The following is a 25439-nucleotide window of genomic DNA, read 5'->3' on the forward strand; positions in this document are numbered from 1 at the left end:
ACTCGGGCCCTGAGACGTTTCCGCGGCCGCCGTGTGCGGCCGGGGGTCGGCGGGCGGCGGCACGGCCGCGCCCGCCGTCCCGCGACGGACGGCGGGCCGTGCCTCTTCTCAGCCCATCCTGCGGTGCACGTCGTCCTTGGCCGAGGGGCCGGGCTCGGCGCGGGCGATGAGCGGCCCCGGGGTGGAGGGGTCGACGACGCCCTCCTCCAACCAGGTGTAGTGGTCGTCGAGGACGCGGCGGCTGAGCTTGCCGTCGATGTCGTCGGTGTTGGCCCACAGCGCGGTGAACAGCGCGTCGACGCGCAGGCGGGACTGGCGGCAGAAGGCGTCGGCCAGCTCGTAGGCGCCCCGGCCGCGCTCGGGAGTGTCCTCCAGGTCGCGCTGGGCCCGCACCACCGCGGCGCTCATCGCGAACAGCTCGGCGCCGATGTCGACGACCCGGCCCAGGAAGCCCTGCTTGTTCTCCAACCGCCCCTGCCAGCGCGACATCCCGTAGAAGGTGGACCGCGCCAGCTTGCGGGAGGCGCGTTCGACGTAGCGCAGGTGCTCGGCCAGCGGGCCGAACTCGCCGAAGGAGCCGGGGCGCTGCCCCTCGCCGACCACCAGCGTGGGCAGCCACGCCGCGTAGAAGCCGCTCGCCTTCGCGAAGGCGCGGGCCTTGGCCCGCGGGTCGGCCTCGGGGTCGATGATGTCGCCCGCCACCGACAGGTGGGCGTCGACCGCCTCACGGGCGATGAGCAGGTGCATGATCTCCGTGGAACCCTCGAAGATCCGGTTGATGCGCAGGTCGCGCAGCGTCTGCTCGGCGGGGATGCCGCGTTCGCCGCGCGCCGCCAGCGAGTCGGCGGTCTCGTAGCCCCGGCCGCCGCGCAGCTGCACCAGCTCGTCGGCGACCCGCGAGGCCATCTCCGAGCACCACAGCTTGGCGATGGCCGCCTCGATGCGGATGTCGTTGCGCTCGTCGTCGGCGAACTGGCTGGACAGATCCAGCATGGCGGTCATCGCGTAGGTGGTGGCGCTGATGAAGGCCACCTTCTTGGCGACCTCCTCGTGGCGGCCCACCGCCCGGCCCCACTGCACGCGCTCGCGCGACCACTCGCGGGCGATCTTGGTGCACCACTTGCCGGCGCCTACGCACATCGCCGGAAGCGACAGCCGCCCGGTGTTCAGCGTCGAAAGCGCGATCTTGAGGCCCTTGCCCTCTCCGCCGATCCGGTTCTCGATGGGGACGCGCACCCGGTGGAAGCGGGTGACGCCGTTCTCCAGGCCGCGCAGGCCCATAAACCGGTTGCGGTTCTCGACGGTGATGCCCTCGGAGCCGGCTTCGACGACGAAGGCGGTGATCCCGCCGCGGTGCCCCTCGCTCTCGGGCACCCGCGCCATGACCACCAGCAGGTCGGCCACCACGCCGTTGGTGGTCCACAGCTTCACGCCGTCGAGCAGGTAGGCCGAGCCGTCGTCGGTGGGCGTGGCGGTGCAGTGCAGCCGCGCCGGGTCGCTGCCCACGTCGGGCTCGGTCAGCAGGAACGCGCTGATGTCGGTGGTGGCGCAGCGCGGCAGGAACGCGCGCTTCTGCTCCTCGGTGCCGAACATCCGCAGCGGCTGGGGGACGCCGATGGACTGGTGCGCCGACAGCAGCGCACCGATGGCGGGGGAGACCGAGCCGACGAGGGTCAGGGCCCGGTTGTAGTAGAGCTGGCTCAGCCCGAGCCCGCCGTAGGCCTTAGGGATCTTCATGCCCAGCGCCCCCAGCTCCTTGAGGCCGCGCATGACCTCGTCGGGGATGCGCTCCTCGCGCTCGATGCGCTGAGCGTCGATGGTGGTGCAGAAGTCGCGCAGCCGGGCGATGAACGCCTCGCCCTCCTCCACGGTCTCGGCGGAGGGGCGCGGATAGGGGTGGACCAGGTCCAGCCGCAGTCGGCCGAGGTAGAGCTCCTTGCCGAAGCTGGGTCTGCGCCATTCGGTCTCGCGGGCGGCCTCGGCCACCGCGCGGGCCTGGCGCTCGTCGACGTGCTCGGGAGCGGATTCGCGGTTCACCGCGGTCATGTCGTCGGATCACCTCACCAGCACAGCGTCGCGCCGGGGTCGTCATGTCCTGTGCCACGCTCCTACCCGTCGGTAGGTGTCGTGAAGCATGGCGGACGTCCCGGAGCGCCGCTGGGCCGCGGAGCCGCATGGCTCAGTCCGTGTCCGGGTCCCGGTCCGGTGTGCGCAGCGGGATCCGCACCCGCACCGTGGTGCCCCGGCCGGGTGCCGAGTCGAGGTCGACGTCGCCGCCGTGCGCGTCGGCGATCGCCTGCACGATGGACAGGCCCAGCCCGCTCCCGCTGCCCGGGGTGCGGTTGCCGCGGTAGAAGCGGTCGAAGGCGCGCCGCAGGTCGTCGGCGGCCATGCCGGGGCCCTGGTCGGCCACCTCCAGCACCGCGTACTCGCCCTCGGCGCGCAGCCGCACCGCGACCGGCGTCTTGCCGGGGGTGTGCTCGCGGACGTTGGCCAGCAGGTTGGCCAGGATCTGGCGCAGCCGCGCCTCGTCGGCGACGCACCACAGCTCCGAGGGCGCCTCCAGGACGAACTCGCGCTGGGGCTCCAGGGCACGTGCGTCGCGCACGACGTCTTCGGACAGCACGGCCAGGTCGGCCTCGCCGTGCTGGAGCGAACCGGTGCGGTCCAGCCGCGCCAGCTCCAGCAGCTCGGCGACGAGCCGGCTCATGCGCTGCGACTCGTTCTCGATGCGCTCCATCGCCCCCGGCAGCTCGGCGTCGGGGATGGCGCCCTGCCGGTACAGCTCGGCGTAGCCCCGGATGGTCGTCAGCGGAGTGCGCAGCTCGTGGGAGGCGTCGGCGGCGAAGGAGCGCACCCGCTCCTCGGAGGCGCGCTGGGCGGCGAACGCGTCCTCGATGCGCTGCAGCATCGTGTTGATGGCCAGCGACAGGCGCCCGGCCTCGCTGTGGGTGCCCGAGCCCGGCATCCGCACCGACATGTCGGAGCCGACGCTGATCCGGTTGGCGGTGGTGGCCATGTCGTCGAGCGGCTGCAGGCCGCGGCCGATCAGCCAGCGGCCCGCCAGGGTCAGCCCGCCCAGTAGCAGGGTGGCCGTGACCAGCTGGGTCATCACCAGCTGCCAGGGGTACTGCTCGCGGTCGCCCGTGGGCACTCCGGCGACCATGATCGTGTCGGTGCGCAGCCGCACCGTCGCGCGGTAGGGGGCGACGTTGGCGTCGACGCCTTCCAGCTCGAAGATCTCGCCGGTCGAGGCGTAGTCGCGCCAGTCCTCCAGCGGTATGGCGCGGATGCGGTCCAGCACGACGTCCTCGCGGTAGCTGTCGCCGTAGACCTGGGTGATCTGGCCGGTGGAGCTGTCGAGAAGGACCACGAAGTAGGGGGACGGGCTGGGCGCGTCCACGCCCGCCGGCGGGGTGTCGTTGTCCAGGCGGACCATCGCGCGCTCGGCGGTGAGCTGGAGCTGGGCGTCGATGCGCTCGGTGATGAAGCTTCGCAGCGTGAGGAAGCCGACGACGCAGGTCACCAGCAGGCCGGTGCCGGTGACCGCGAGCAGCCCGACCAGCAGCCGCCAGCGCAGTCCTCCCCGGTAGGTCATCTAGGTGCTGTCCCGGGTGCGCAGGGCGTACCCGACGCCGCGCTGGGTGTGTATCAGGGCGGGCCCGAGCGGGTCGAGCTTGCGGCGCAGGTAGCTGACGTAGGTCTCCACGATCTGGGACTGTCCGGCGTAGTCCCACCCCCACACGTTCTCCAGCAGCTGCGCGCGGGTCAGCACCTGGCCCGCGTTGCTCATCAGGTAGGCGAGCAGCCGGAACTCGGTCGGCGACAGCTCGATGGGAACTCCGGCGCGCCGCACGGTCCAGCTGCGCTCGTTGAGTTCGAGGTCGCCGACCCGCAGCACGCCCTCGGTGCGGTCGGACTCGCCGCCCCCGCCGTCGTCGCGGCGTGTTCGGCGCAGCAGCGCGTGCACGCGCGCGACCAGCGCCTCGACGGAGAACGGCTTGGTGACGTAGTCGTCGCCGCCCAGCGACAGCCCGGTGACGGTGTCGGAGGGCGTGTCGCGCGCGGTGAGGTAGATGACGGGGACCTCGTCGCCGGATTCGCGCAGCTGACGGCAGACCTCGAAACCGCTGATGTCGGGCAGGAGCACGTCGAGCACGATGAGGTCGGCGCCCTGGTCGCGCACCATGTCCAGGCAGGCCTCGCCCGTCTCCCCGGTCGCCACGCTGAATCCGTGGAAGCGCAGCGCCGCCTGCACCAGGTCGCGGATGTTGGGCTCGTCGTCGATAACCAGTACGTGCGAGCGTGTCGCGGTCTCACGCATGCATTCCACCTCTGAGCGGTTCCGGAGCGGTCTCCGGCCTGGACTCCCATGATGCCGCAGGCCTGGGACGCGGTGACACGCTCGCGCGTCCCGCGCGTTTGCGGCGTACGAGACTCGCACAGAGCCAGAAGCGGTGGCGCCCGGGGCGCCTTGCCGGCGGGGACGCCGGGCGCGCGCCGTGCCCGGCGCCCCGCCGCCGCCACGACCCCGCACGTCCGGGTTGCGCGCAGGCGCGTGGCGGCGGGCCGCGCGGTCCAGTTCGGCCGGCGGCCCGGCGCCAGCATGGCGCAGAGTGCTGGGACCCGGCAGAGCACGCGCTGGGAAATCGCTGATAACGCGCCGCGGATCCGCCTCCGAATCGCAGCGGCGCGAGGATTCGTGCGCTCCGAGGCGAACCGAACGGGCGTCCCGGCCGTCTCACTGGGCACGAACGGGTACCGACGGAAATCGAGTACCGGCGCCGCGGAACCGCGGCGGTCGCGCGCGGCGGCGCTGCGCGCGAAGCAAAGAGGTCTCGGTGCGGAGGACGGCCGCACCGAGACCTCTTCTGTCGACTGGTCGTACCCGCCACCCGCCCTCCCTCACCTCGCCGGCTGCCGTGACCGGCCGCCTCGGGAGCGCGCGTGCTGTCATACCCGCGCGCTAACCTGGCGGTGTGCGTATCGCGACGTGGAATGTCAACAGTGTCCGGGCACGCGGCGAGCGGATCGCCGCGTGGCTGCAGCGCAGCGACGTCGACGTCGCCGCCGTGCAGGAGACCAAGTGCCGCGACGACCAGTTCCCGACCCAGCTCTTCACCGACCTCGGCTACGAGGTCGCCCACCACGGGCTGTCGCAGTGGAACGGGGTCGCGGTCCTGTCCCGTGTGGGGCTGGAGGACGTCCAGGTCGGCTTCCCGGGCCAGCCCGGCTGGGGCGATCCCGAGGCGCCCGAGGCCCGGGCGCTGGGCGCCGTCTGCGGCGGCGTGCGGGTGTGGAGCCTGTACGTGCCCAACGGCCGCGAGATCGACGACCCCCACTACGCCTACAAGCTGCGCTGGCTGGAGGCGCTGCGCGCCTACGGCGCCGAGCGGCTGGCCGAGGACCCGCAGGCCGGCATCGCGCTGTGCGGCGACTTCAACGTCGCTCCCCAGGACGACGACGTGTGGGACATGGCCGAGTTCGAGGGCAGCACGCACGTGACCAAGCCCGAGCGCGACGCGTTCACCAGCGTCGTCGAAGCCGGGTTCACCGAGGTCGTGCGCCCCTACGCCCCCGGTCCGGGCGTCTACACCTACTGGGACTACAAGCAGCTGTCGTTCCCCAAGCGCAAGGGCATGCGGATCGACTTCGTGCTGGCCTCGCCCGCGCTGGCCGCGCGCGTCTCCGGCGCCCTGATCGACCGCGAGGAGCGCAAGGGCAAGGGCGCCTCCGACCACGCACCCGTTATGGTCGACCTCGACGGCGGAGCCGAGGACGAGTCCGCGGCGGCCGACTCCGCGGGCCTGGCGGGCGCCTGACCGGCCTTGCGGCGGCCGCACGCCCGGGCGGGGCGGCTCCGGCGCACGCAGGCCGGCCGATATGGTTCGGGGCGTGACTTCGACCACCTCCCCCGCGGTACGGCCGCGCATCGCGGTCTTCGGCAGCGTGAACACCGACCTCGTCGCCTACGTCGAGGCCGCCCCCGGCAGGGGCGAGACGGTCACGGGCACGAGCTTCGCCCAGGTTCCCGGCGGCAAGGGCGCCAACCAGGCGGTGGCGGCGGCCCGCGCCGGGGCCGACACGGCCTTCCTCGGGGCGGTGGGCGACGACGCGTTCGGCACGCAGCTGCGCACGAACCTCGTCGAATGCGGGGTCGAGGTGTCGCGGCTGCGCACGGTGGCCGGTGCCTCGGGGGTCGCCCACATCGTGGTGGAGGCGGACGGCGCCAACTCGATCATCGTCGTGCCCGGAGCCAACGGCGAGGTCACCGGACTGCTCGACGGTGACGCGGCGCTGATCGAGGGCAGCGCGGCCCTGCTCCTGCAGCTGGAGCTGCCGATGGAGGGGGTCGTCGCGGCCGCGCGCGCCGGGCGCGCCGCGGGTGTACCGACCGTGCTGACCCCGGCGCCCGCACGGGAGCTGCCCGCTGAGCTGCTTGAGGCCGTGGACCTGCTGGTGCCCAACCAGCACGAGGCCGCGGCCATCACCGGTGAGACCGATCCGCGCGAGGCGCTGGCGGCGCTGCTGCGCACGGTGCCCGAGGCGATCATCACGCTCGGCGAGGACGGCTCCCTCTACGGAGCGCGGGGCGAAGAGCCCGTCCACGTGCCGGCCCGCCGTGTGGTCCCGGTCGACACCACGGCCGCGGGCGACACGTTCTGCGGCGCGTTCGCCGTCGCCCGGGCGGAGGGGCGCGGGCCCGAGGACGCGCTGCGCTTCGCCGCCGCGGCCGCCGCCCTGTCCGTTCAGCGGCACGGAGCGGCGCCCTCCATGCCGGAGCGCGCCGAGATCGAGGAACTGCTGGCCGAAGGCTGATCACCAGACCTTCGGGCGGCGCCGGTGCGGGGCCGTCAGGCCACGTGGCCGATCTGGCGCTGGAAGTGGATCGGGTCGGTGTCCTGGACCCGCAGTTCGAGGACGATGTCGATGGTGTCGCCGACCAGGCGGCCTCCCCAGGGCACGGGCCCGCCGTCGCCCACGCCGAAGTCCGACAGCCGGATCTGGGCGTTGCCGGCGAAGAAGTGCCCGTAGGTGTCCTCGGGGCTCGCGTAGTCGGGGGCCTCGCCCGCCCACTGGCAGTCGAGGGTGATCGGCCGCGTGGTGCCGTGGATCGTGAGGTCGCCGTGGAGGAGGAAGGTGCGCTTCTGCACGGCGCGCTCCTCGATCCGGGTGCTGGTGAACCTGATCTCGGGGTGGTTCTGCACATCCAGGAAGTCCGCGGACCGCAGGTGGTCGTCGCGCGCCTGCACACCCGTGTTGACCGAGGACGCGCGGATACCGACGTCGACCTTGGACTGCATGGGATCCTCGGCCACCATCACCGCTCCCTTGGCGTCGCTGAACGTACCCTGAACCCGGCCGTAGCGCAGGTAGCGGGCGACGAAGATGATGCAGGAGTGGATGGGATCCAGATGCCAGTGGCCCGGCGCGGGGCCGAAGTCGTAGCCTTCGGACGAGTGTGGGTTCATGTCTGCTTTCCCCTCGTTTCGATCTATCTCAGGCTAATATCCCGTTTCAACGCCTTTCGGCATCGCACCTGGGGTTACTCGCCGGACGGCGGGGGATTCTCCGGGGCGCACGCGCGGTTCCCCATTGCCGGTGCGCGACGGTCAAGGGGTATCGGTCCTCGGTGAAAGACTGCTTTCGGTCGCCTTTCACGCATTCCGCTATCGCGTATCTCACATTCCCGGAGGGTGATCCGTCCGGATGCGGTGCTTTGCGGCCTCGGTCCGGGATGGACGCGTTGTACCCTTGTGGAGCCTGTGCGCCGTGGGCCCCCTGCACCCTATGGAACCGGCGCCTGTGCGCCCGTCCCCCGAGAAGTCAGCGATCCGTATGAGCAGCGATACGCACGGCGCGGAGCCGGTCCTGACCCGGACCGCTCGGCGCAGGCAGGAACGGCGCCGCAAGCGCCGCCTGCTCGCGGCCGGTGTCCTGACCGCCGGCCTGGCCTGCAGCGGTGTGCTCATCATGGGCATGGCGCTGAGCGGCGAGGGCACCGAAGTCGGGGTGGACGACCCGCCACCGCCGCCCGGCGGCGCCAGCGCATCCCCGACCCCGGCCCCGGTGGACGACGGCAGGCAGCAGATCTCCGCCGAAGCATCGGCCCCCGTTGCGGTCCCGGAGACCGAGAGCAGCGCGCCGGCCCAAGGCGGAGACGGTGCGGACGGCGGCACGGGCTCCGGCGCGGGCGCCGGATCCGGCTCCGGAGGGGAGCAAGACGGCGACGGCCGCGACTGGCGGGAATGGCAGGACTGGCAGGACGGCGGCGGCCCGGGGTCGGGAGACGGGCCGGGCGACGGCCATCCGGATTCGCCGCCGTGGCAGGACGGCGACTGGGACATCCCCGAGTCTCCCGACAGCACGCCCACGGACGAGTACACCGACTACCCCTACTGACCGCACCGGCCGCGTCGGTGCCTGTCCTCGCCCGCCCGCAGCCGGACGATGCAGTCGGCGGCGGTCGGATCCGGCCGCGTCCGCCTTGTGCGGATGTGTCCGCGTTGTACCCTTGTGCTGCCTGGGTGCCGCGGGTCCCCTGCCTTCCACGGAACCGGCGCCGGCGCGTTCATCCCCCCGAATAGTCAGCGATCCGTATGAGCAGCGACACGCACGACGCGGAGCCGGCCCCCACCCGGATGGCGCGGCGCAGGCGGGAGCGGCGCAAGCGCCGCCTGCTCGCGGCCGGAGCCGTGTCCGGCGGGCTGGCCTGCAGCGGGCTGCTGATCGCGGGCATGGTGCTGAGCGGCGGGGACACCGAAGTGGACGTGGCCGATCCGCCACCGCCTCCGTCCCCGCACGAGGCGAGCGCGAGCCCGAGCACGAGCCAGGCGCCGGTGGCCGACGGCCAGCAGCAGAGCTCCGCCGAAGCCCGCGCGCCCTCGGCGACGCCCGCGGAGCCCTCGCCGGAGGAGTCGGAGCAGGCCGAGGCCGACGGAAGGGGCCAGGGCGGCGCCGGCGCGGAAGGGCCGGACGGCGGCACGGCGCCCCAGGGCACCCAGGCAGGCGGTGAGGAGCCGTCCGGCTCGGGGGCGGAGCCCAGCGGGGGCTGCGCGGTCGGCTACTCGGTGACCAACGAGTGGTCCAGCGGCTTCCAGGCCGAGGTCACGGTCAGCGCCGACGCACCGATCAACGGCTGGCGGGTGGCCGTGGACTTCCCCGACGGCCAGAGGATCCACCACGCGTGGAACGCCGAGGTGTCCGGCGGCGGGGGCAGCTATACCGCGAGCGACGTCGGCCGCAACGGCGAGCTGGCCGCCGGGGAGAGCACCGCATTCGGCTTCATCGGCAGCGCCAGGGGCGACAACGGAAACCCCCGGCTGACCTGCACCCCGGCCTGAGCCGCCGCCTCAACCGGCCCCCTCCTGTCCGCCCACCGCACGAGCGGCGCACGGGGCGCTGCACGGGCGTGTCCACCTCCTCAAAGCCGAACACCTCCAGATTGCCCACCGTCACCGTGCGTCCCGCAGGGCGATCCCCGGCGAGCGCCAACGCAGAAGCGGCGGAGGCGCGCGACCCCTCGGGGAAGGAACACGACCCGCCCGCTTCGTCGCGGACGCGGATGGTCGACCCCGCGCCCACCGAGCACGGCGCCGCCGATGCCACGACCAACGGGGGCGGCGGGGGCGGCGGGGGCGGCGGGGGCGAAGGCGGTGAAGCGGCGAGTACCGGCACCGGTGGCGGACCTGGCGGGAAAATTTCGGGCATACCGCCCCCAGGTGAGCCATCGGGGGAGCATGAGTCTGCTCAAACCAGCGAGGCGCCGCCGCCGTCCACCGCGCTTCCGTCATGCGGAAAACGTGACGCCTTCTTGTCCCGTTTTGTCTGTTTCCCCGAGTGTTGCGACCGCCCCCGGGGCGACGGGGCCGCCGAAAACCGTCGCTGGAGGCCCTTCAGGCATGCATTCGGCGGGTCTCGTCGCCGTCGGCGGCGACGCAGGGTCTTCTATGCGGGGTGTAATCCGGACACATAAGGAGGAATCGCCTTGCGTGGACGGGTGCTGCGGCGCTCCGGGGTGCCGCCGTGTGCATCCGGCGGGTCTCGTCTCCTATGGTCGCGGGCCGGGTTGTCCGCTGTCGTTGCTGCCTCGTCGCGTGGGTAACCGGGGGCAGCCGGACCGATGGCCGTGGCCTGGTCACCCGCCGCCGTTGCTGTCCCCGTCGCGTGCGCAACCTTTGGGCACCCGGACCGATGGTCGCGGGCTCGACCCCCCGCCGTCCTCGCTGCTCCGTCGTGCGCCCAACCACTGCCACCCGGGCCGACTACCGCGGGGCGGGCCATCCGCCGCCGTCGCTGCTTCGTCGTGCGCCCAACCACCGGCACCCGGACCGATGGTCGCGGGCTGGACCCCCCGCCGCCCTTGCTGCCTCGTCGCGTGCGCAACCGGGGGAGCCGGACCGATACTGGCGGGCTGGACCCCCGCCGTCCTCGCTGCCTCGTCGCGTGCGCAACCGGGGGAGCCGGACCGATACTGGCGGGCTCGACCACCCACCGCCCTTGCTGCCTCGTTGGGAGTTCAACCGGGGGCGGCGGGGCCGATGGTCGCGGGCTCGACCGTCCGCTGTCGTTGCTGCCTCGTCGCGTGGGTATCCGGAAGTAGCCGGACCGATGGTCGCGGGCTCGATCATCCGCCGCCGTTGCTGCCTCGTCGCGCGCCCAACCACTGCCACCCGGGCCGACTACCGCGGGGCGGGCCACCCGCCGCTCTCATCACCCCATCGCTTGCGCGCCCGTGGATCTCCCCGGGCGTGCTGCGATGGTTACATCTGCTCCGGTGCGCGCACACCCAGCAGGTTCAGACCGCTCTCCAAGGTGCGCAGGGTGGCCGCGATCAGCGCGAAGCGGGACTCGCGCACCGCCGGGTCCTCGGCCTGGAGGACGGGGCAGTTCTCGAAGAACCCGGTGAACGCCTGCGCGAGGTCGAACAGGTAGGTGCACAGCCGGTGCGGCTCCAGGGTCGCGCCCACGGAGGCCACGGCCGGGCCGAAACCCAGGAGGGACAGCGCCAGCTCGCGTTCGGCCGGCTCGGTGATCGCGACCGGGCCCGCCGCGGCCGCGGGGTCGACCCCGCCCTTGCGGAAGATGGAGCGGATACGCGCGGTCGCGTACTGCAGATAAGGGCCGGTGTTGCCGTTCAGCGCCAGCATCCGGTCGTAGTCGAAGACGTACTCGGTGTCGTGGGAGACCGAGAGGTCGGCGTACTTGACCGCCCCGATGCCGACCTCGCGGGCGATGCCGGCGCGGGTGTCCTCGTCCAGGTCGGGACGGTTGTCGGCGACCACCTTGGCCGCGCGCTCCACCGCCTCGTCCAGCAGCTCCATCAGCCGGATGGGTTTGCCGCTGCGGGTGCGCAGGATCTTGCCGTCGGAGCCGAGCACGTTGCCGATCTGCACGTGGACGGGGTCGACGCCCTCGGGCAGCCATCCGGCCTTGCGCGCGGTCTCCCACACCATCCGCAGGTGGAGTGACTGCGGCGCGCCGATGACGTAGAGCAGGCGGTGGGCGCCCAGCTCCTCGACCCGGTACTTGACCGTGGCGAGGTCGGTGGTGCCGTAGCCGTAGCCGCCGTCGCTCTTGCGCACGATCAGCGGCACCGGCTTGCCCTCGCGGCCGGTGAAGCCGTCGAGGAAGACGCACAGCGCGCCCTCGCTGATCTCGGCGATGCCCCGCCGCTCCAGCTCCTCGCAGATACCGGGGAGCATGTCGTTGTACTTGCTCTCGCCGGCGAGGTCGGCGTCGGTGAGCGTGACGTCGAGCTTGGCGTAGATCCGGTTGAAGTAGACCGTGGAGAGGTCGACCAGCTCCTGCCAGAGCCGCAGGGTCTCGGGGTCGCCCGCCTGCAGCTCCACCACACGCTTGCGTGCCCGCGCCGCGAACTCCGGCGAGCCGTCGAACTTCTCGCGTGCGGCCTGGTAGAAAGCGTTGGGGTCGGTCTTGACCAGCTCGGCCTCGGCCGAGCCCTCGCCCGAGTCGAGCAGGTGCTCGATGAGCATGCCGAAGGGCGTGCCCCAGTCGCCGATGTGGTTCTGGCGGACCACGCCGTGGCCCAGCGCCTCCAGCACGCGCGCCAGGGCGTCGCCCACCACGGTGGTGCGCAGGTGCCCGACGTGCATCTCCTTGGCGACGTTGGGCGCGGAGTAGTCGATCGCCACGGTCTGGGCGTCCTGGCGCGGCACGCCCGCGCGCGGGTCGTCCAGCTGGTTCTGCGCCTGCCCGGCGATCCAGTCGTCGCGCAGGGTCAGGTTCACGAAGCCGGGGCCGCTGATCTCGACCTCGCGGCACATGTCGCCGACGTCCAGGTGCGCGACGATGTCGGCGGCGACGTCGCGCGGGGCTCGGCCGAGTCGCTTGGCCAGCGCCAGTGCGGCGTTGGCCTGGTAGTCGGCGAACTGGGACGGACGGATGACAGGGTCGGTCTCGGCGAAATCGGCGCCCAGTGCGGCGCCGAGTGCGGACTGGACCCGTGCTGCGAGGATCTCCTGCGGGTCGGCCATGACGTCAAGCCTACCGACCTGCCATACCGCCCCGGTGCGGTTTCCACAGGCCCGGTGCGGGCCGACGCGCGGCGCTGCGCGCACCTGACCGCCGCCGCGGGAGGCGCTGTGCCCCGGGTGCCGCGGGCCCGCGCCAACACGAAGGTCGGTGCGCCCCGGACACTTGCCCCCGGCCACCCGGACCCCCGCGCCCGGACACCCGCCCCCGGACCCCCCGAACGTGCCGAACGCCCCGGCCAGACCGCGGGCCCCGGCTAGCGCGCGTGGTCCTCGGCCGCTCCCAGGCGGGGCCGCCGGGCGGTGCGCGCCGCGGCCTGGACCCGGCTGCGCACCTCCTCGCTGATCCCGCCGGAGGTCAGGTCGTGGGCGAGCAGGCAGGCGCGCTCGATCGCCGGTGCGCGGCTGGCGCCGTGGGCCATGACCACGCTGCCGTTGAGCCCCAGCAGCACCGCGCCGCCGTAGGTGTCGCTGTCCAGCCGGTCGCGCAGCTCGCGCAGCGCCCTGCGCTGCAGCAGGGACCCGGCCTTGGCGATGGTGGTCGAGGTCATCGCCTCTCCCACGGCCTGCAACGTGAAACGCACCGCGCCTTCGACCGACTTCAGCGCGACGTTGCCGGTGAACCCGTCGGTGACCACCACGTCGACCTCGCCCGCGAGGAGGTCGTGGCCCTCCACGTTGCCGCGGAAGTCCAGCCGCGTGGCGTGCGGCGCCTGCGCGGCGGCGGCCGTCAGCAGTTCGGCGGTCTTGCGGGCCAGCCGGTTGCCCTTGCCCGGCTCCGAGCCGATGGTCAGCATCGCCACCCGCGGTTCCTCCACGCCGAACGCGCTGCGGGCGTAAGCGGCGCCCAAGTGCGCGAACTGCACCAGCATCTCGGGCTTGGCGTCGGCGTTGGCGCCCGCGTCGAGCAGGATGGTGGGGCGCGGCCGCGTCGGCAGCGCCACGGCCAGCGCCGGCCGCATGATCCCCTGCTGGGTGCGCAGCCGCACCGTCGAGGTGGCGACCACACCGCCGGTGGACCCGGCCGAGACCAGCGCGCTCGCCTCGCCTTGGCGGATGAGCTTGCAGGCCACCGCGACGCTGGACCGCGGACGGCGCCAGCTCGCCAGCGCGCCCTCATGCATGGCCAGCGCGTCCTCCGCGTGCAGGACGGGCATGGCGCCCACGGCCTCCTCCTCGGCGAGCAGCCGGGCGACCTCGGCGCGTCTGCCGACCAGCACGACGCGCAGTCCGTGTTCGCGCACAGCCCGGACGGCGCCTCTGACCGCCTCCCGCGGACCGTGGTCGCCGCCCATCGCGTCCAGGGCGATGACCGGCCCGCCGCGCCCGTCGCGGGCGCCCGCCTGCGGTGTGGTCACCCGCCCCCCTCATTCGATCGCCGTTAACGTCGGCCAGGGATCGGCCCCCGGCCCCGACCCTGCCCCGGCCCCGACCGTCAGCCCCTGGCCGAGGCCGTCATCCCCCGACCTCGACCGTCATTCCCGACCCTGACCGTCAGCCCCGGCCGCGGGACGCACAGGCCGCGGCCGACCCTCTCGCCTCGCGCCCCCGCACCCAGGCGCACCTGACCGTACGCGCCCAGGTTACGCGCAGCGGTGCCCGCCCCCCGCCCCGCGGCGTCCACAGGAGTGTGAAAAGGCCCTGCTCAGCAGTTGGCGGCGGGAAACTGGGTACGAACCATAGGGATTCGGGTAAGACCGACCTTCGGCCGGTTCGGGACAATCGTCCCTTCCGGCCCACAACAGCTGGTCCATGATTCGCGGGAAGCCCGCCGACCGCGGGCTCCCCGGCTACCGCCTGCCCTGCTGCACCCGCACGGCGGGCCGTCGCCCCCAGGAAAGGAGACACGTGAGCTTGACGCACGACGCGGCACCGTCCCCGCCCGAGTCGACCGGGCGCCGGTTTCGTGCCTACACGACGAAGCACCTGGACGAGCTCACGGCTCGCGCCGGTCTGGGCGAGGCCGAGCGCCTCGCGGTCCGAGCGGTCGCCACGGTGCTGCCGTTCCGGGTCAACAGCTACGTCGTCGACGAGCTGATCGACTGGGACGCCGCGCCGGACGATCCGATCTACCGGCTGGTCTTCCCCCAAGCGGACATGCTGCCCTCCGCCGACGTCTCCCGGATGGCCGACCTGCTGCGCCAGGACGCAGCCCGGTCGGAGGTCAACCGCGCGGCCAACGAGATCCGCGCGCGGCTGAACCCCCACCCGGCCGGGCAGATGGAGCTCAACGTCCCCACCTCCACGGGCAAGGACCCGCTGGAGGGCATGCAGCACAAGTACCACGAGACCGTGCTGTTCTTCCCCAAGCAGGGCCAGACCTGCCACGCCTACTGCACGTACTGCTTCCGCTGGGCGCAGTTCGTCGGCGAGCCCGACCTCAAGTTCGCCTCCAGCGAGGTCGACCATCTGGTCGAGTACCTGCACCGGCACCCCGAGGTCACCAGCGTCCTGCTCACCGGCGGCGATCCGATGATCATGGGCGAGACGGTGCTGCGGCGCTACATCGAGCCGCTGCTGGGCGTGGAGACCCTGGAGTCGATCCGCATCGGCACGAAGTCGCTGGCCTACTGGCCGCAGCGCTTCACCACCGACCCCGATGCGGAGGGCACGCTGCGCCTGTTCGAGGAGGTCGTCGCCGCAGGCAAGAACCTCGCGTTCATGGCGCACTTCTCCCACCCCAACGAGATGGCGCCCGACCTGGTCCGCAAGGCCGTCGCGCGCATCCGCGACACAGGCGCGGTCATCCGAACCCAGGCGCCGCTGATCCGCACCATCAACGACGACCCGGCCACATGGGCGAGCATGTGGCGCAGCCACGTCCGCCACGGCATGGTGCCCTACTACATGTTCGTCGAGCGCGACACCGGGCCCCAGGATTACTTCGCCGTCCCGCTGGCCGAGGCCTACGAGATCTTCCGCGGCGCCTTCGCCGAGGTCTCCGGCCTGGCGCGCACCGTGCGCGGGCCCTCCATGTCGGCCACGCCCGGCAAGGTGTGCATCGACGGGGTTGCCGAGGTGGCCGGCGAGAAGGTGTTCGTCTGCCACTTCATCCAGGCCCGCGACCCCGAGCTCGTGGGAAGGCCCTTCTTCGCCCGCTACGACGAGAAGGCCGTCTGGCTCTCCGACCTGGAACCCGCACTCGGCGCCGCCCGCTTCCCCCACGAGCGGGAGCTGCGCGGCGGCGCGGCCCCGCGCATCGGCGCGGCGCACCCGTAGGCCCGAAACCGACCGCCCCGGCCGCCGGTGTGCGCCCTTTCGGCGCGCGGCACCGGCGGCCGGGCCCGACCGCTTGAGGACGCCGCGGAGGCCGCGCGGGCGCAAAGGGCGCCCCCGCACGGGCACACGAGGCGCACGGGCACACGAGGCGCACGGGAGTGGGCCTTCCTGACCTTCCGCCGGTCGCCTCACGCCCGGAGGGCCCCGCCTCACGGAGGCGGAGGTGGCAGAGAAAGCGGAGTCAGGCGGAGCGCATGGGGACGCACCCTGTTGCGCCGGCGGAGGCGCCGCCGCACGACCACACCGCCCGCCGCGCGGAGGCGAAGCACCCGCGCCCCGCGCCCTCCCGGAAGCGCACAGCATGAAGCTGCTGGGCGGGATGCTGCGATGACAGTCCCGAACGGTTTTCACAGATGCTGCCATTCGGACACGGGCACCCACTATGTAGAAGCGCGGGAAAACCCGCGGCGGTCGACCTCAGTGACACGCAGAACCGGGGGCAGGGGCACACCTCCCTCCCCACGCACGAGTGGAAGGCGTTTCCGGCGGATCTGGAGCCGACGTAGGCGCAGGCGACCGGGCGGCCGTCCGAACCCTTCCCTGCGCGGGCTCCGCCGCCCCGCGAGTACGCCACACCCGTCCCGTCGCCTCCGCGTCATAGGGGTTTCGGTCCGCATCCACGGCGCCGCTGCGCCCCCGCTCCTGTCCGGGCGACATAGTGTTGGGTCCGGCCTACCTCCCTCAACCCCCGCGGGCCGGTGTCGCACTCGAGGAGTCCGATGGCTGAGTGGTTCGGCAGTACTGTCGTGGCGACGGGCCGGCTGCCGCTCTTCTGTTTCTTCGTCGCCTTCGTATCCGGCTTCCTGCTGATCAGGATGAGCGTGCGGATGATCCGCGCGGGGGTCCGCTGGTGGCCCGGCAACCTGCGGCCCGGCGGCCTGCACATCCACCACGTGGTCTTCGGCGTGGCCCTGATGATGGTCGGCGGCGTCGCGGCGCTGCTGATCACCGACCGGCAGGGCCCGGCCGTCGCCGCGGCCGCGGCCCTCTTCGGCCTGGGTGCGGCGCTGGTGCTCGACGAGTTCGCGCTGATCCTGCATCTGCGCGACGTGTACTGGACCGAGCAGGGGCGCGCCTCGGTCGATGCGGTGTTCGTCGCGGTCGCGCTCACCGGCCTGCTGCTGACCGGGTTCCGGCCCTTCGGCTGGGAGTGGGTGCAGTCGGCCGGGCCCGGCGGCGGCTGGCAGGCCGGCGCCCAGGCGGGACTGCTGACGCTGACGCTGGTCAACCTCGTGGGCTCGGTGGTCAGCCTGCTCAAGGGCAAGATCTGGACCGGGCTGACCGGGGTCTTCGTGCCCGCGATATCGGTGGTGGCGGCCGTGCGGCTGGCTGTTCCCGGCTCGCCGTGGGCGCGGTGGCGCTACCCCGCGGGCTCGGCCAAGCTGGCCCAGGCGGTCCGCCGCGACCTGCGCCTCCGGCGGCCGCTGATCAAGGCCAAGATCCGCGTCCAGGAGCTCATCGCCGGACGCCACGACCTGGAGCCGCCGTCCGCGCCGCGGCCCGGACCGGCGCCCGGCGATCCGCCGGGCGAGGCGCCGGTGCTGTCCCGCGCCGTCTAGACGTGCATCTGCCGGGGTTGTGATGTCCCGGCACTGGTAGCAGCCAGCACACCCGTGGCGGTGGCTGCGGGACGAGAGGACTTTCCGAATTCCGGTGCGCCCTGCGACATCAGCACCGGTGCTCAAGAGGCCTGCTCAGGAGCCCCCACATGCCGCAGCAACAACGCCCCGCCCATCCACGTCGACCTCAAGAGACCCGGCCGCATGCCCGACGGCGGCGGCCGCAAGGTACCGGGCCGGGCCGCCGCGGCGCGCCGACACGGACACCGGCGGCACCGGAAAACGGCACCGCTTCCTGCACACCGCCCTCGACGACCACCCCCCGCCCGGTCGGCGGCTGATGCGCCGATGACTCAGTCCCTCACCGGTCAGGGGGTCGTGGAACCGTCCTCGGGTCATGCCAGGAGCGCCAAGCGAGTTGAGCGAAGGGAATGATCACCAGGACGTCGACGATGTAGGCGACCCATTCGAGGCGGAGGGCTCGGCCGGCCGGGAACGCGACGGCAGCGAGGCAGATGAGGGCGGCGACCCATAGAGGGGACGTTCGCGTCCAACCGATGATCAGGCCGAAAGTCAGGAGCGCCAGGGGAAACACCGGGCCCGGCAGCCACAGGACGAGAAAGCCCTGCGGCGGATAGTCGTCGAATCCCTCGAGTGCCGCCCTGCCGTCCAGGCCGAAGGTGCCCTCGAAGAATCCCTGCAGCCCGAACGCGATGCTGCCGAACATGCCTACCAGCAGTATCAGCAACCAGATCCCCGCAACATTGGGGACGTGTTCGCGTATCCGTTCATATTCGCCGATAAGTCCGTATACCCACGGCACCATGGACAGTGCGATCAGCATTCCGCCGTTCACGCCGTAATGCCCGCCGGTCCAGAAGAACGGTGAAACAGCGAAGATGACCGGGCCGAGGAAAAGCGCCGCCGCCTGCAGCCGTCGCACGAACATGACCGGCAGATTATGGAGACCGCTCCAGGCCTGCAAGTGCACACTCAAGAAGTGTTCTTTTATTCGGCATTATTGGGCCGCGCCGCCGGGCAGACCACGTCGCTCGAATGCACATTCCGGCGCTGATGGCGCGCACTGCCCGCGCTGCGGGCGGTGCGCACGTCGGCCGCGTGCCGCGCGCCGCGCCCGCTACGCATCGTTCGCCCTTCCACTGGCCTCGCGCCTTTGGGTGATGGTGGCCGCTCCTTCTGTGGCGTCGTGGCCGGCAGAGTTGGGGGCGCGCGGTTTCGTTCTGGCGCCGCTGCCTCTGGGCGGCGGCCGCGGCCGAGGTGTCGGGTGGGCGGAGTCGGCGGGTGCTGTGCCCCGCAGGCCGGGGTGTCGTCGTCGGCCGGGCCCCGCGGCGGCCGCGGCCGCGTAGGCGCCGGGCGGGCCGGTTCGTTTAGAGTGGCCGGACGATGGCTTCTTCGCGCGACAACGCCGCCCGGATCCATCACCGCGGCCTGGTGATCGGCGTCGACATCGGCGGCACCAAGGTCGCCGCCGGAGTGGTGACACCCGGCGGCCGCATCCTGGCACGCGACCGCGCCGAGACCCCCGACCGAAGCAAGAGCCCCAAGGTCGTCGAGGACACCATCGTCGAGGTGGTCGAACGGCTCCGGCGCGCCTACCCGGTGCGGGCGGTGGGCGTGGGCGCCGCCGGCTTCGTCGACGAGCAGCGCGCGACCGTGCTGTTCGCGCCCCACCTGTCCTGGCGCGACGAGCCGCTGCGCGAGGCGCTGCGCTCCCGGATCCAGCTTCCGGTGGTGGTCGAGAACGACGCGAACGCCGCCGCGTGGGCCGAGGCGCGGGTGGGCGCCGGGCGCGAGGCCGCCGACACCGTGGTGGTCAACCTGGGCACCGGGATCGGCGGCGCGGTCGTCATCGGCGGCGAGCTCTACCGCGGCCGCCACGGCATGGCCGGGGAGTTCGGGCACATGACCGTGGTGCCGGGCGGGCTGCGCTGCGAGTGCGGAAACCGCGGCTGCTGGGAGCAGTACGCGAGCGGCAACGCCGTCACCCGCGAGGCGCGCGAGCTGGCCGCGGCCGACTCCCCGGTGGCGCGGGGCCTGATCGCCGCGGTGGCGGGCACGCCGTCGCTGATCACCGGGTCGCTGGTGAGCGAGCTGGCGCGGTCGGGCGACATGGCGTGCGTGGAGCTGCTGGAGGAGGCCGGGGGCTGGCTCGGGCTGGGGCTGGCCAACCTCGCGGCGGCCTTCGACCCCGACCTGTTCGTCATCGGCGGTGGGGTATCGCAAAGCGGCGAACTGCTCCTGGAGCCCGCCCGGCGGGCCTTCCGGCGCACGCTGACCGGGCGCGGTCACCGGCCCGAGCCGCGCATCGTCTCGGCGGAGCTGGGCAACGAGGCCGGGCTGATCGGCGCGGCCGACCTGGCCCGCGACGCGCTGCCGCGCTGGCGTCAGGGCCGCCGCCAGCGCCGCATCGGCAGCGCGGCCCGCATCCGCGGCCGCTCCCGCTAGCCCGCCGCCCGCCCGCACAAGCCCGCCCGCACGCGCACCCCCGCGCCCCCGTCCGCCCGCCCGCCGCATGCCGCCGCGCGTCCGGTGACCGGCGCGGGGAACCCGTGCCGGAATAACCGAACCTCGTTCTAGTCGGGGCGGTCCGGGGTCTGTAGAGTGCCGCCCATGGAGCTGAATGGAGTTGCCGCCCTGGTGTCCGGCGGCGCAAGCGGACTGGGCGAGGCCACCGTCAAGGAGCTGGCGTCCGCGGGGGCCACGGTCGTGGTCGCCGACCTGAACGCCGAGCGCGGAGAGGCGCTTGCCAAGGAGGTCGGCGGCGTCTTCGTCGCCACCGACGTCTCCGACGAGTCCCAGGTGCAGGCGGCCGTGGACGCCGCCGTGGCCACCGGCCGCCCACTTCGGGTGGCGGTGTCGTGCGCGGGCATCGGCTGGGTCAACCGCACCGTCACCAAGGAGGGTACCCCGCACGACCTCGCCACCTACAAGAAGGTCATCGACGTCAACCTGATCGGCACGTTCAACGTGCTGCGCCTCTCGGCCGCGGCGATGTCGGCCACCGAGCCCGTCAACGAGGACGGCGAGCGCGGCGCGATCGTGAACACCGCCTCGGTCGCCGGGCTGGAGGGGCAGATCGGCCAGATCGCGTACGCGTCCTCCAAGGGCGGCGTCATCGGCATGACCGTGCCCGCGGCTCGCGACCTCGCCGCGGCGGGCATCCGGGTCAACACCATCGCGCCGGGCATCCTGGACACCCCCATCTACGGGCAGGGACCCGAGTCGGAGGAGTTCAAGCAGCGCCTCGCCGCCCCGGTGCCGTTCCCCAAGCGCATGGGCACCCCCGGCGAGTTCGGCAAGCTGGCGCGCGCCCTGCTGGAGAACGGCTACATCAACGCCGAGGTCGTCCGGATCGACGGCGGCCTGCGCATGCCGCCGAAGTAGTGCCGTCAGCGGTCGGCGGGAGGAGGCGGAATCGAGTGAGGAGCACGATGAGCGACGAGGTGGGCTTCGCCGCCGAGGACGGCGTCGCCGTCATCACCATCAACCGCCCGCAGGCCAAGAACGCCGTCAACGCCGCCGTGGCACAGGGCGTCGCCGATGCGCTGGACGAGCTGGACTCCCGCACGGACCTGGTCGTCGGCGTGCTCACCGGCGCCGGGCAGACCTTCTGCGCGGGCATGGACCTCAAGGCGTTCATGCAGGGCGAGGTCCCCACGGTCGAGGGGCGCGGGTTCGCCGGGTTCGCCCAGCGGCCGCCGCGAAAGCCGCTGGTCGCGGCCGTCGAGGGCTACGCCCTGGCCGGCGGGTTCGAGGCGGTGCTGGCCTGCGACCTGGTGGTCGCCGCCGAGGACGCCAAGTTCGGCATCCCCGAGGTCAAGCGCGGACTGGTGGCCGGCGGTGGCGGGCTGCTGCGCCTTCAGCACCGCATCCCGCGCAACATCGCGATGGAGCTCGCGCTGACCGGCGACTTCGTCAAAGCGCCGCGCATGGCCGAGCTGGGCCTGGTCAACAAGGTCACCGCGCCCGGCGTCGCGCTGGAGGGCGCCCGCGAGCTCGCGGGGCGCATCGCGGCCAACGCCCCGATGGCGGTCGCAGTGTCCAAGCGCGTCATCGGCGAGTCCGACGACTGGGCCGCCGATGAGATGTGGCGGCGCCAGGACGAGATCGCGGGCCCGGTCTTCGTCAGCCGCGACGCCATGGAGGGCGCGGCCTCCTTCGCCGAGAAGCGCGAACCCCGGTGGACGGGCGAATGACCCGCAGCGGGCGCGGCGCGGCACGCGGCCGACGTGCGCACCGCCCGCAGTGCGGCCGGGGCCCCGTCCCTGCCGGAGACCGGGGCCCCGCCCCCAGTCTGAGTGCGGGGCCTCCGGAAGCGGTCGGCGCCCGGGCCAGCCGCGGACGGCGCGGCCCGCCCCGGCGCGGCTTCAGCCGGGCGGAAGCGGGACGTCCAGCGCGCGCAGCATCGTCGCCAGCATGTCGTAGTAGCCGACCAGGGTGATCAGTTCGACCACGCCGGCCTCGCCGAAGTGCTCTTCGGCGGCCGCGTGGCAGGCCTCGGAGGCGTCGCGGTCGCGCAGCAGCGCCCGGGCGTAGTCGAGGGCGGCGCGGTCGGAGGGGCCGAAGGCCTCGGGTACGGCGTGGCCGCCCAGCGCGGCGATCTCGGCCTCGGTCAGCCCCGCCTCGCGGGCCAGCCGCCGGTGCACCGACCACTCGAAGGCGCTGGCGCGGGCGGTGGCCACGGACAGGACCACGATCTCGCGGACGCGCGCCGGCAGCGTGGTCCGCGCCCCCACGGCCGCGCTGAGCCCCTGCAGCGCCGCGCCCACGCCCGGGGCCGCCAGCATCGCGTTGAAGGGCCCGTGCAGCCGCCCCTGCTCGTCGAACAGCTCGAACGCCGGCTCGCTGCCGTACTTGGCCACCACGCCGTCGTATATCGCCCGCTGCTCGGGGCCGAGCTCGTCGGGGGAGTACCAGTGGATCCGGCCGTGGCGCATCCGACGATTATGCCGCGGCCGGCCGCCGCCCCTCCGCGGCGGCCCCCGCGCGCCGGGGAGGGGAAGGATCCGCGGCCGGATCCGGCCGCGGTGTCAGATCCGCTGCCAGGCCTCGGAGAGCACCCGGCGCAGGACGGACTCGATCTCGTCGAAGTGCTCGGGGCCGCAGATGAGCGGCGGGGAGAGCTGGACGACGGGGTCGCCGCGGTCGTCGGCGCGGCAGATCAGACCGGCCTCGAAGAGGGCGGGCGAGAGGAACCCCTTGAGCAGCCGGGCGGCCTCGTCGCCGGTGAAGGTCTCGCGGGTCTCCTTGTCCTTGACCAGCTCGATGCCGTAGAAGTAGCCGTCGCCGCGGACGTCGCCGACGATGGGCAGGTCGTACAGGCGCTCCAGGGCGGACCGGAACACCGGGGTGTTGCGGCGCACGTTGTCCAGCAGCTTCTCGTCCTCGAAGACGTCCAGGTTGGCCATGGCGGCCGCGGCGGCGACGGGGTGGCCGCCGAAGGTGACACCGTGGGTGAACATTCCGCCGGACTCCTGGAAGGGCTCCATCAGCCGCTCCCGCGCGATCACGCCGCCCATGGGCACGTAGCCCGAGGTCACGCCCTTGGCGAAGGTGATCATGTCGGGCAGGTAGCCGTACCGCTCGGCGCCGAAGTACTCGCCGAGGCGGCCGAAGGCGCAGATGACCTCGTCGGAGACCATCAGCACGCCGTAGCGGTCGCAGATCTCGCGGACCCGCTGCAGGTAGCCGGGCGGCGGCGGGAAGCAGCCGCCGGAGTTCTGCACCGGCTCGACGTAGACCGCGGCCACGGTCTCCGGGCCGTTCTGCACGATGGCGTCCTCGATCCGGTCGGCGGCCCACGCGCCGAACGCCTCGGGGTCGTCGCCGTGCGCCCGCGCCCGGTAGAGGTTGGTGTTGGGCACCTGGACGGTGGTGGGCACCAGCGGCTCGAAGGGCGTCTTCAGATCCTGCACGCCGGTGATCGACAGCGCTCCCATGGTGGTGCCGTGATAGGCGACCTCGCGGCTGACGACCTTGTGCCGCGTGGGCTGGCCGACGGCCTTGAAGTACTGGCGGGCCAGCTTCCAGGCGCTCTCCACGGCTTCGGAGCCGCTGGTGGTGAAGAATACGCGGTTCAAGTCGCCCGGCGCCATGCGGGCGAGGCGGTCGGCCAGGCGCACCGCCGTCGGATGGGCGTAGGTCCAGATGGGGAAGTAGGCCAGCTCGCGGGCCTGCGCGGCGATGGCGTCGGCGATCTCCCCGCGGCCGTGGCCGACCTGCGAGACGAAGAGCCCGGAGAGCCCGTCCAACAGGCGGCGCCCCCGGGAATCGTAGACGTAGGCTCCCTCGCCGCGCTCGATGACCGGGATGTCGGAATCGCTATAGGCCGCCATCTCGGTGAAGTGCATCCACAGGTGGTCCTTGGCCGCCTGTTGGAGGCCGCCGGACGTGTCGTGCTGCCGGGCTGTCACTTGGCTCCCCCTGAAGGGTCGTGATGTGCGGGGACCGTTTGGTCGACCCAGTGAAATAGTCGCATCGTCAGAAAGTCTGTCAAGTATCCGCTGATAAACACGATCTTTACAACGGAATCCCTTGTGGCAGGTCAAGGGGTCTGTCATCGTACGGATCAGGCACGAGCCGTGCGTCCCCATTCCACCGGGAGGAACCCCCCGTGCAAGAGCAGTCGAGCCGCCCACGGCGGCTGCGCAACTTCATCAACGGCGAGTACGTCGACGCGGCCGACGGGCGGACCGGCGACCTCGTCGACCCGGTGACCGGCGAGGTCTTCGCTCAGGCGGCGCTGTCCGGCCCAGCCGACGTCGACGCGGCGTTCTCCGCGGCCCAGGCCGCTTTCGACGGCGGCTGGCGCGACAGCACGCCCGCCGAACGCCAGATCGCCATCAACCGCTTCGCCGACGCGGTCGAGGAGCGCGCCGACGACCTGGTCGCCGCCGAGGTGGAGAACTGCGGCAAGCCGGTCCAGCTCACCCGGGACGAAGAGCTGTGGCAGGTCACCGACGCCCTCCGGTTCTTCGCCGGCGCCGCCCGCAACCTGGAGGGCAAGGCGGCGGGCGAGTACATGGCCGACCACACCTCGTGGGTCCGCCGCGAGCCCATCGGCCCCGTCGGCCAGATCACGCCGTGGAACTACCCCATGGCCATGGCCTCCTGGAAGATCGGTCCCGCGCTGGCCGCGGGCAACACCGTGGTCCTCAAGCCCTCCGACACCACCCCCGTCTCGACCCTGCTGCTGGCCGAGATCGCCGCGGAGTTCCTGCCGCCCGGCGTCTTCAACGTGGTCACCGGCGACCGCGACACCGGCCGCGCCCTGGTCGAGCACCCCGTGCCCCGGCTGGTCTCGCTGACCGGCTCCACACGCGCCGGGCTGGAGGTCGCCCAGCAGGGCTCCAAGGACCTCAAGCGGCTGCACCTGGAGCTGGGCGGCAAGGCGCCGGTCATCGTCTTCGACGACGCCGACATCGAGAAGGCCGCCGCCGGCATCGCCGAAGCCGGCTACTTCAACGCCGGCCAGGACTGCACCGCCGCCACCCGCGTCATCGCCGCCCCCGGTGTGCACGACGACCTCGCCGCCGCGCTGGCCGAGCAGGCCGCCCGGACCAGGACAGCCGGGCCGGACGACGCCGACGCCGCCTACGGGCCGCTGAACAACGCCGCGCAGCTGGAGCGCGTCACGGGCTTCGTCGACCGCGCGCCCGGGCACGCCCGGGTCATGGCCGGCGGGAAGCGCGTCGGCGGCAAGGGCTACTTCTACGCGCCCACGGTCGTCTCCGGCCTGCGCCAGGGCGACGAACTCGTTACCGACGAGGTGTTCGGGCCGGTCATCACCGTGCAGCGGTTCGACGACGAGGACACGGCCGTCGAATGGGCCAACTCCGTCCGCTATGGTCTGGCGTCAAGCGTGTGGACTCGCGACCACGGGCGCGCGCTGCGGGTCTCGCGCCGCCTGGACTTCGGCTGCGTCTGGATCAACACCCACATCCCGCTGATCGCGGAGATGCCGCACGGCGGGTTCAAGCACTCCGGCTACGGTAAGGACCTCTCGCTTTACAGCCTGGAGGAGTACACCCGCGTCAAGCACGTCATGAGCTACATCGGCCGTGACTAGCACTTCCGTGAGGAGCCG

19 protein-coding genes are annotated in these 25439 nt (G+C 72.7%); 10 read left to right on the top strand and 9 right to left on the bottom strand.

Translation table 11 applies throughout. The features are described from left to right. Positions 1-108: 108 nt before the first annotated feature. The 3 genes from ABD284_RS11160 to ABD284_RS11170 form a co-directional block, all read right to left on the bottom strand. On the bottom strand, positions 109-2046 hold the full coding sequence (locus tag ABD284_RS11160) for an acyl-CoA dehydrogenase family protein (protein ID WP_344142702.1): 1938 nt from the start codon (positions 2044-2046) through the stop codon (positions 109-111). 133 nt (positions 2047-2179) lie between these two features. Next, positions 2180-3598: a sensor histidine kinase gene (locus tag ABD284_RS11165; protein ID WP_344142704.1), complete on the bottom strand. Its 1419-nt coding sequence runs from the start codon at positions 3596-3598 to the stop codon at positions 2180-2182. Further along, a complete protein-coding gene (locus ABD284_RS11170) occupies positions 3599-4324 on the bottom strand; it encodes a response regulator transcription factor (RefSeq protein WP_344142706.1) in 726 nt (241 codons plus the stop codon). A 655-nt stretch (positions 4325-4979) separates the two neighbouring features. Between ABD284_RS11170 and ABD284_RS11175 the strand changes: the two genes are divergently transcribed. Next, the gene (locus ABD284_RS11175; RefSeq protein WP_344142707.1) at positions 4980-5822 is read left to right on the top strand and encodes an exodeoxyribonuclease III; all 843 of its coding nucleotides are present in this window, start codon (positions 4980-4982) and stop codon (positions 5820-5822) included. Positions 5823-5895: 73 nt separating this feature from the next. Then, entirely contained in the window at positions 5896-6819 is a 924-nt protein-coding gene (gene rbsK / locus ABD284_RS11180; protein WP_386698768.1) for a ribokinase, read from the top strand. Between the two features lie 35 nt (positions 6820-6854). On the opposite strand, the gene ABD284_RS11185 is transcribed toward rbsK, so the two are convergent. Then, positions 6855-7472, bottom strand: coding sequence for a YceI family protein (locus tag ABD284_RS11185; RefSeq protein WP_344142709.1), 618 nt, complete (start codon positions 7470-7472; stop codon positions 6855-6857). Between the two features lie 367 nt (positions 7473-7839). Between ABD284_RS11185 and ABD284_RS11190 the strand changes: the two genes are divergently transcribed. Both ABD284_RS11190 and ABD284_RS11195 read left to right on the top strand, forming a co-directional pair. After that, positions 7840-8403: a hypothetical protein gene (locus ABD284_RS11190; RefSeq protein ID WP_344142710.1), complete on the top strand. Its 564-nt coding sequence runs from the start codon at positions 7840-7842 to the stop codon at positions 8401-8403. 197 nt (positions 8404-8600) lie between these two features. Further along, positions 8601-9344, top strand: a complete 744-nt coding sequence (locus ABD284_RS11195) for a cellulose binding domain-containing protein (RefSeq protein ID WP_344142712.1) — start codon at positions 8601-8603, stop codon at positions 9342-9344. Positions 9345-10763: 1419 nt separating this feature from the next. Here the strand turns inward: ABD284_RS11195 and argS are convergent. Together argS and plsX are read right to left on the bottom strand one after the other, a co-directional pair. Then, complete coding sequence (argS, locus tag ABD284_RS11200) at positions 10764-12497, bottom strand: arginine--tRNA ligase (protein WP_344142713.1); 1734 nt, start codon at positions 12495-12497, stop codon at positions 10764-10766. Positions 12498-12751: 254 nt separating this feature from the next. Beyond that, complete coding sequence (plsX, locus tag ABD284_RS11205) at positions 12752-13852, bottom strand: phosphate acyltransferase PlsX (RefSeq protein WP_344142714.1); 1101 nt, start codon at positions 13850-13852, stop codon at positions 12752-12754. A 490-nt stretch (positions 13853-14342) separates the two neighbouring features. Between plsX and ABD284_RS11210 the strand changes: the two genes are divergently transcribed. Then, positions 14343-15713 (top strand): KamA family radical SAM protein, encoded by a 1371-nt coding sequence (locus ABD284_RS11210; RefSeq protein ID WP_344142715.1) that lies wholly within the window; start codon positions 14343-14345, stop codon positions 15711-15713. Between the two features lie 779 nt (positions 15714-16492). Next, complete coding sequence (locus ABD284_RS11215) at positions 16493-17332, top strand: hypothetical protein (RefSeq protein ID WP_344142716.1); 840 nt, start codon at positions 16493-16495, stop codon at positions 17330-17332. 361 nt (positions 17333-17693) lie between these two features. On the opposite strand, the gene ABD284_RS11220 is transcribed toward ABD284_RS11215, so the two are convergent. Continuing rightward, positions 17694-18323 carry a hypothetical protein gene (locus ABD284_RS11220; protein WP_344142840.1) on the bottom strand — a complete coding sequence of 210 codons (630 nt, stop codon included), beginning with the start codon at positions 18321-18323 and terminating at the stop codon, positions 17694-17696. Positions 18324-18736: 413 nt separating this feature from the next. On the opposite strand from ABD284_RS11220, the gene ABD284_RS11225 reads away from it, so the two are divergent. From ABD284_RS11225 to ABD284_RS11235, 3 genes are all read left to right on the top strand, one after another. Next, positions 18737-19798, top strand: coding sequence for an ROK family glucokinase (locus tag ABD284_RS11225; protein WP_344142717.1), 1062 nt, complete (start codon positions 18737-18739; stop codon positions 19796-19798). A gap of 165 nt (positions 19799-19963) precedes the next feature. Beyond that, on the top strand, positions 19964-20737 hold the full coding sequence (locus ABD284_RS11230) for an SDR family NAD(P)-dependent oxidoreductase (RefSeq protein WP_344142718.1): 774 nt from the start codon (positions 19964-19966) through the stop codon (positions 20735-20737). A 47-nt stretch (positions 20738-20784) separates the two neighbouring features. Continuing rightward, entirely contained in the window at positions 20785-21549 is a 765-nt protein-coding gene (locus ABD284_RS11235) for a crotonase/enoyl-CoA hydratase family protein (RefSeq protein WP_344142719.1), read from the top strand. Positions 21550-21720: 171 nt separating this feature from the next. Here the strand turns inward: ABD284_RS11235 and ABD284_RS11240 are convergent, their stop codons facing one another. Both ABD284_RS11240 and ABD284_RS11245 read right to left on the bottom strand, forming a co-directional pair. Then, positions 21721-22290, bottom strand: a complete 570-nt coding sequence (locus tag ABD284_RS11240) for a carboxymuconolactone decarboxylase family protein (RefSeq protein ID WP_344142721.1) — start codon at positions 22288-22290, stop codon at positions 21721-21723. A gap of 93 nt (positions 22291-22383) precedes the next feature. Continuing rightward, positions 22384-23766 carry an aspartate aminotransferase family protein gene (locus ABD284_RS11245; protein WP_344142724.1) on the bottom strand — a complete coding sequence of 461 codons (1383 nt, stop codon included), beginning with the start codon at positions 23764-23766 and terminating at the stop codon, positions 22384-22386. Between the two features lie 200 nt (positions 23767-23966). Between ABD284_RS11245 and ABD284_RS11250 the strand changes: the two genes are divergently transcribed. Beyond that, on the top strand, positions 23967-25421 hold the full coding sequence (locus ABD284_RS11250; RefSeq protein WP_344142726.1) for a gamma-aminobutyraldehyde dehydrogenase: 1455 nt from the start codon (positions 23967-23969) through the stop codon (positions 25419-25421). The last annotated feature ends 18 nt before the right edge of the window (positions 25422-25439 follow it).

It is taken from the genome of Streptomonospora arabica (assembly GCF_039531585.1).
GTDB classification, from domain to species: Bacteria; Actinomycetota; Actinomycetes; order Streptosporangiales; family Streptosporangiaceae; genus Streptomonospora; species Streptomonospora halophila.

Excerpts from the sequence above, each read along its gene's own strand:
- ABD284_RS11160 (WP_344142702.1), bottom strand. The coding sequence starts at position 2,046 with ATGACCGCGGTGAACCGCGAATCCGCTCCCGAGCACGTCGACGAGCGC.
- ABD284_RS11165 (WP_344142704.1), bottom strand. The coding sequence starts at position 3,598 with ATGACCTACCGGGGAGGACTGCGCTGGCGGCTGCTGGTCGGGCTGCTC.
- ABD284_RS11170 (WP_344142706.1), bottom strand. The coding sequence starts at position 4,324 with ATGCGTGAGACCGCGACACGCTCGCACGTACTGGTTATCGACGACGAG.
- ABD284_RS11185 (WP_344142709.1), bottom strand. The coding sequence starts at position 7,472 with ATGAACCCACACTCGTCCGAAGGCTACGACTTCGGCCCCGCGCCGGGC.
- ABD284_RS11190 (WP_344142710.1), top strand. The coding sequence starts at position 7,840 with ATGAGCAGCGATACGCACGGCGCGGAGCCGGTCCTGACCCGGACCGCT.
- ABD284_RS11195 (WP_344142712.1), top strand. The coding sequence starts at position 8,601 with ATGAGCAGCGACACGCACGACGCGGAGCCGGCCCCCACCCGGATGGCG.
- argS (WP_344142713.1), bottom strand. The coding sequence starts at position 12,497 with ATGGCCGACCCGCAGGAGATCCTCGCAGCACGGGTCCAGTCCGCACTC.
- ABD284_RS11215 (WP_344142716.1), top strand. The coding sequence starts at position 16,493 with ATGGCTGAGTGGTTCGGCAGTACTGTCGTGGCGACGGGCCGGCTGCCG.
- ABD284_RS11225 (WP_344142717.1), top strand. The coding sequence starts at position 18,737 with ATGGCTTCTTCGCGCGACAACGCCGCCCGGATCCATCACCGCGGCCTG.
- ABD284_RS11230 (WP_344142718.1), top strand. The coding sequence starts at position 19,964 with ATGGAGCTGAATGGAGTTGCCGCCCTGGTGTCCGGCGGCGCAAGCGGA.
- ABD284_RS11235 (WP_344142719.1), top strand. The coding sequence starts at position 20,785 with ATGAGCGACGAGGTGGGCTTCGCCGCCGAGGACGGCGTCGCCGTCATC.
- ABD284_RS11240 (WP_344142721.1), bottom strand. The coding sequence starts at position 22,290 with ATGCGCCACGGCCGGATCCACTGGTACTCCCCCGACGAGCTCGGCCCC.